The sequence below is a fragment of the bacterium genome (assembly GCA_030654305.1).
GTDB lineage: Bacteria > Krumholzibacteriota > Krumholzibacteriia > LZORAL124-64-63 > LZORAL124-64-63 > PNOJ01.
In genome coordinates, this window is record JAURXS010000062.1 from 1 (window position 1) to 5,335 (window position 5,335).

A 5,335-nucleotide genomic window follows, 5' to 3' on the forward strand; every position below is an offset into this window, starting at 1 on the left:
GCTCGATTCGGTGCAGACCGACGTCGATGAGCGCGGCGACGTGCTGCACATCAGTATCGTGGAGGGGCCGCAGACGTTCCTCGACGTGGTCGTGGCCGCGGTCGCGGACGACGGAGGCCAAAACGCCGACGGCGACGGCGCCGACGGTGATGGCACGGCAGTTCTGGACACCGTCGAGCTCCTGGCCGATCTCCACTTCGTCGCGGGGGTGGCCGCCCCGGCGGACCTCAACGACCTCGGCACCGACATCTACCTCCTGCGCACCCGCCTGTGGGAGCGCGGGCACATGCTCGCGCAGATCCGGCCCGTGATGACGACTTCGGCCACGGCCGACCCCGCGCGCCGGCTGGCGCACCTGGTCTACGAGATCGCGCCCGGCAAGGTCTACCGGATCGAAGACATCACCGTCGAGGGGCGCCGCCGGACCCGGCTCGACCTGATCGGACGCGAACTGTCGATGAAGCCCGGCGACCTGTTCCGCTGGAGCGAGGTCGAGGCTTCGCAGCGGCGGCTGCTCGACACCTCGCTGTTCCGCGACGTGGGCTTCCGTCCGGTCGACACCGACTCCGTCGCGGGCACGACCCGGCTGCTGGTGGAGGTCGTCGAGCGCAAGCCCGCCTACTACGAGTTCGGTCTCGGCGTCGGCACCCGCGAGCGGATCCGCCTGCTCGTCGCCTGGGGCCACAACAACCTGTTCGGGACCGGCCAGCGCCTGCGCGCGAGCACGCGCACCTCCCTGAACTACGAGGACGTCCAGCGCCTGACCGACGGCCCCGTGCACCCCGAGCTGAACTACCGCTACGACCTGCTGCACACCTACCCCGGCGTGCTCGGCCGCCTGCGGCTCGATTCCGGCGTCTACGTCGGCAAGGAGACGCGCGGCGAGTCGGGGCTGAACCTGATGTCCCGCGGCCTCTCGGTCGGCACGCGGTTCGGGAGCGGCCCGCGCGTCAGCCACGTCGTGGAGGCCCGCATCGAGGAGGTCGACCCCTCCCTGCATCCCGACGCCAAGGCGCCCCTGCGCGCGGCGTTCGAAGCCAGCGACCTGCGCCCGCGGGACACCCGCTCGCTGGGCTGGTCCTTCCAGAACGAGGGGCGCGACGACCCGCTGCGGCCGCGGCGGGGCGCGACGCAGACGACGCGCCTGGAAGTCGCCGGCGGCCCGCTCGGCGGCGACAACTCCTTCGTGAAGGTCTCGGCGAGCTGGCAGGAATACCGGCCTTTCCCCCTGGGCGGCGTGCTCGCCATGCGCGCCAGCGTCGGGACCGTGCGCCCCTACGCCGGCTCCCGGGCCCGCGGCGCCGACGGCGTGCCCTACCAGGAGCGCTTCTTCGCCGGGGGCGCCACCACGGTCCGGGGCTACCTCGAGCGCAGCCTGGGCCCCCAGATCACGGACCAGGCCGTGCTCGATTCGCTGGAGCTCGCCAGCGACGTGCCCCTGTCCAATCAGCCGGCCCGCGGGGGCAACTACCTGCTGCTGACCAACGTCGAGTGGCGCTTCCCGCTGCCCCTGCTGCGGTCCTGGCGCGTCGACGGCGTGGCCTTCGTCGACGGCGGCAACGTCTGGGAGAACGCCCGCGACATCCGGCTGCGGAGCTTCCGCTGGCGGTCGTACGCCCGCGCCTCGCAGGACGACGCGTCGACGAAGCTCTGGGACTACCGCTACAGCGTCGGCTGCGGCGTGCGGGTCGACACCCCGGTCGGCCCCGTCAGGCTCGACGCCGGCTTCCCGCTGAAGCGGGCCCTGCTGTCCGACACCGTGACCGAGGACAAGGTCATCTACCACTTCTCCCTGGGTTTCCCCTTCTGAGAGAGGGCGATGGTCGCGCGCACGACACGCTGGACGCTCCTGCTGGCCTTGGCGCTGTTCCTGGGCGCGGTGGCCTATGTGGGGACCCACCCGCGCCTGTTGGCGCCGTGGTTCGCGCGCCTGGCGACCAACCACCTCCTGCGCGGCAGCGACGGCAGCATCCGCATCCGCGACATCGCGGGCAACCCGCTCACCGGGCTCGAGCTTCACGACGCCACGCTCTCCCTGCACGGCGAGCGGGGCGCCGTGGTCGTGGTGGGCATCGACACGCTGAAGCTGCAGTACGATTTCCGCGAGCTGCTGCGCGGGACGCTCGGCTTGCGCCAGGTGACGGTCGCCGGCGCCGAGATCCGTGCCAGGCGCGGCGCGCCCCGCGCGCCCGGAGAGCCGGCGGTGCCGGGCAGCCCCTTCGACCTGCCGGACTTCCGCGTGGACGACCTGACGGTGCGCCGCGCGCTGCTGGAAGTGTCGGGAGCGGACGGCCGTGTCGAGGAGCAGATCCCGTCGCTGGATTGGCGCGGCGGCGTCCGCGCCGGCGGCGGCCTCGTCCTGGCGTGCCGCGACGCCGACGTCGACTGGGCCTCGCGTTCCACCCGGTTGCAGGACCTGACTGGCTACGTGGAGGTCGACGGCGAGGGCGTCACCGTCCGCCAGCTCAGCGCGCTGGTCAACGGGAGCCCCGTCACCTGCGAGGGAGTCCGCAAGCACGACGGTGACCTCGATCTGGACATCTCCGCCTTGGGCGTCAGCGTGCCCGAAGTCGAGAACCTGATCGACATGACGCTGGGCTTCATCGCCAGCGGCGACGCACAGATGCTCCTGACGGCGCGCGGCGACACCGTACGCTTCGACGTCGCCTTCACGGGGGAACTGGAGGGCTACCGGCTCGACGGCGTGCGCGGCCGTGCGGTCCTGTCGCCGACCGAGCTCGTCTGGGACAGCCTGGAAGGCCGCATCAACGGCGCCTGGTTCAGCGGTGGCGGGGTGTTCGACATCGCCGATCCGCTGGACGTGACCTTCGTGCTGGAGGGCGACGTCGCCGACGTCGATCTCTCGCAGGGCCTGGTGCCCGAGACCGACCTGCCGCCCACGGGCGGGCGGGGCCGGATGTACCTGTGGCGGCGCGACGCCGCCGACCTCACGCAGGTGAGCGGCTGGCTGTGTGACGGCTTCGTCGCCGACGTGCCGTTCGACACCCTGCGCGTGGATGTCGACGCCGATCCGGCCGGCGTCACCTTCCGGACGCTCGACCTGGCCTACCGGGGGCAGCGGGCGCACCTGACCGGCCGCGCCGACAGCGCCGGCGTGTTCGCGGGCCGGGCGACCGTCGACGTCGGGGACTTGGGCCGGTTGCCGCCGCAGTGGGAGCTGCCGGAGCTCCGGGGCAGCCTGAGCGCCGAGGGCGAGGTGACCGGCCGCGATCCCGTCTACCGCTTCTCGGGTGCGGCGGATCTGCGCGCGGCCGGCGTGTCGGCCCTGTCCCTGGACAGCTGCCGGGTGGTGCTGGCGATCGAGGACGTCCTGGGCGAGCCGTCGGTGTCCATGGAGACGGTCGGCGACGGGCTGTCGCTGGCCGGCGTGCCCATGGGCGCCTTTACCGGCGTCGGCGGGGTGTCGCGCGACGCCGTGGTGATCGAGCACTTCCGCACGGTGCGCGGCGACACGACCCTCGTCCTGCGCGGGCGGGGCCGCTTCCACGACGGGCGGGCCGACTTCGAGGTGCCGCAGCTCGAGATCTCGCTCGAGGGCAGCCGCTGGACGCTGTCGGAGCCCGCCCTGTTCCAGACCGGCCCCGGCCGTCTGCAGCTGGATCGCGTCCTGCTGGCTTCCCGCTACGGCGAACTGGACGCGAGGGGCGTCTGGGACGAGCCGGCCGGCACGCTCGACGGCGAGCTCGCGCTCGAGCGTTTCGACCTGGGCCTGGTCAACCTGTTCCTGTCCGGCAACGACGTGCTCAACGGCGAGGTCACCGCCCAGGTCAGCCTCGGCGGCAGCCCGGCGGAACCGCTGCTCGGGCTGGAGGCGAGCTTGAGCGGTTGCCGACTGCCCAAGGCGGATCTGGACAGCCTCTCGATCTCGGTGCTGTTCTACGAGGGCAACCTCGACGTGCGCGCCCTGGACCTGCGCAGCAACTTCGGCCGCGTGCGCGCCCGCGGGATGGTGTCCCACCCCGGAACCGGGCCGCGGGACTTCTGGCCCGGCGCCGCGCTGGACCTCGACCTCGACGTCGAGGACGGCGACTGGGCCTTCCTCGACCAGTTCGCGATCCCCTCGCTGGACCGGCTGGCCGGCGCCTTCGACGGCAGCCTGAAGATCACCGGCGACACCCGCCGTCCCCTGATCGCGGGCGGGATCGAGAGCCGCCCCTTCCACGTCCACTGGCTGCACCTGGACGAGCTGCGCGGGAACGTCGCCTACGCCGACGGCGTGCTGGCCCTGGAAGACCTCGCCGGCCGCCGCGAGACGCTGCCCCTGACCGGCCGCCTCGAGATCCCCCTGCAGCTGGATTTCCTGTCGACGCCCGTCTCGCCGGTCGACGGTCCGTTCCTGATGAGCCTCGCCATCCCCGACGACACCGACCTGGCGCCGCTGGCGCGCACCTGCAACGCCTTCGTCGAGTCGGGGGGGCGCGGCGGCCTGTCGCTCGTCGTTTCGGGACCGGCGAACCACCCCCTGTACCACGGCCGGATCGCCCTGCGCGAGGGATCCTGCGTCCTGCGGGGGTTGAGCGAGGTCTACGCCGGCGTGTCGTGCGACGGCGAATGGGAGGGCGACGTGCTCACGCTCCGCGACATCCGCGCGCGCGAGGGCGCCCGCGGCACGCTGGCGGGCGAGGGCACGCTCACCTTCAAGGGCCTGGTGCTGGAGCGCTTCGACGTCGAGCTGGACGCCGACCGCTTCCTGGTCGCCTCGATCCCGGACCTGCGGGCCCTGGTCCGCGGGCGCGGCATCTCGCTGACCGGCGTCAAGGTGGGCCCCGACGAGCTGCTCGTGCCGAGCTTCGCCGGCGATCTGGAGATCATCGAGGCGCGCTTCTCCGGCGACTTCTCGGAACAGCCGAGCGTGAGCGACCCGCGCGTGGCCACGGTGGCCCCGGACTGGCTGGCGAACCTGCGCCTGCGGGCGCCGCCGCGCAGCTGCCGGGTCGTCAACCGCACGATGGAGCTGTTCCTGAGCGGGGACGTGCGCCTGCTGCGCGACATGGGCGGCATGAACCTCAGCGGCCACCTGAACATCGACCAGGGCCGCCTGCCGGTGTTCAACAACGACTTCAAGGTCAGCTACGGCGGCCTGGACTTCTCGCAGGAGCACGGCGTGATTCCCCAGGTGGGACTCACGGCCGAGACTTCGGTGCGGCTGCCGGCCGCCAGGGAAGGCGGCTCGCGCCTGCTGGAGAAGATCTACGTGGACGTGACGGGCTCGGCGCTGGCACCGCAGGTCGCCTTCCGCTCCGAAAGCGGCTACGCGCGCAGCAACATCGAGCGCATGCTGCTGGGCATGACGCCGAACGTCTCGGACGAGCCC

2 protein-coding genes are annotated in these 5,335 nt (G+C 72.4%); both read left to right on the forward strand.

The features are described 5' to 3' along the window. Window positions 1–1,810: BamA/TamA family outer membrane protein (locus Q7W29_01615; GenBank protein MDO9170508.1), on the forward strand; the 1,810-nt coding region annotated here is incomplete at its 5' end. Between the two features lie 9 nt (window positions 1,811–1,819). Further along, a partial coding sequence (locus Q7W29_01620; GenBank protein MDO9170509.1) for a translocation/assembly module TamB domain-containing protein occupies window positions 1,820–5,335 on the forward strand: 3,516 nt, incomplete at its 3' end.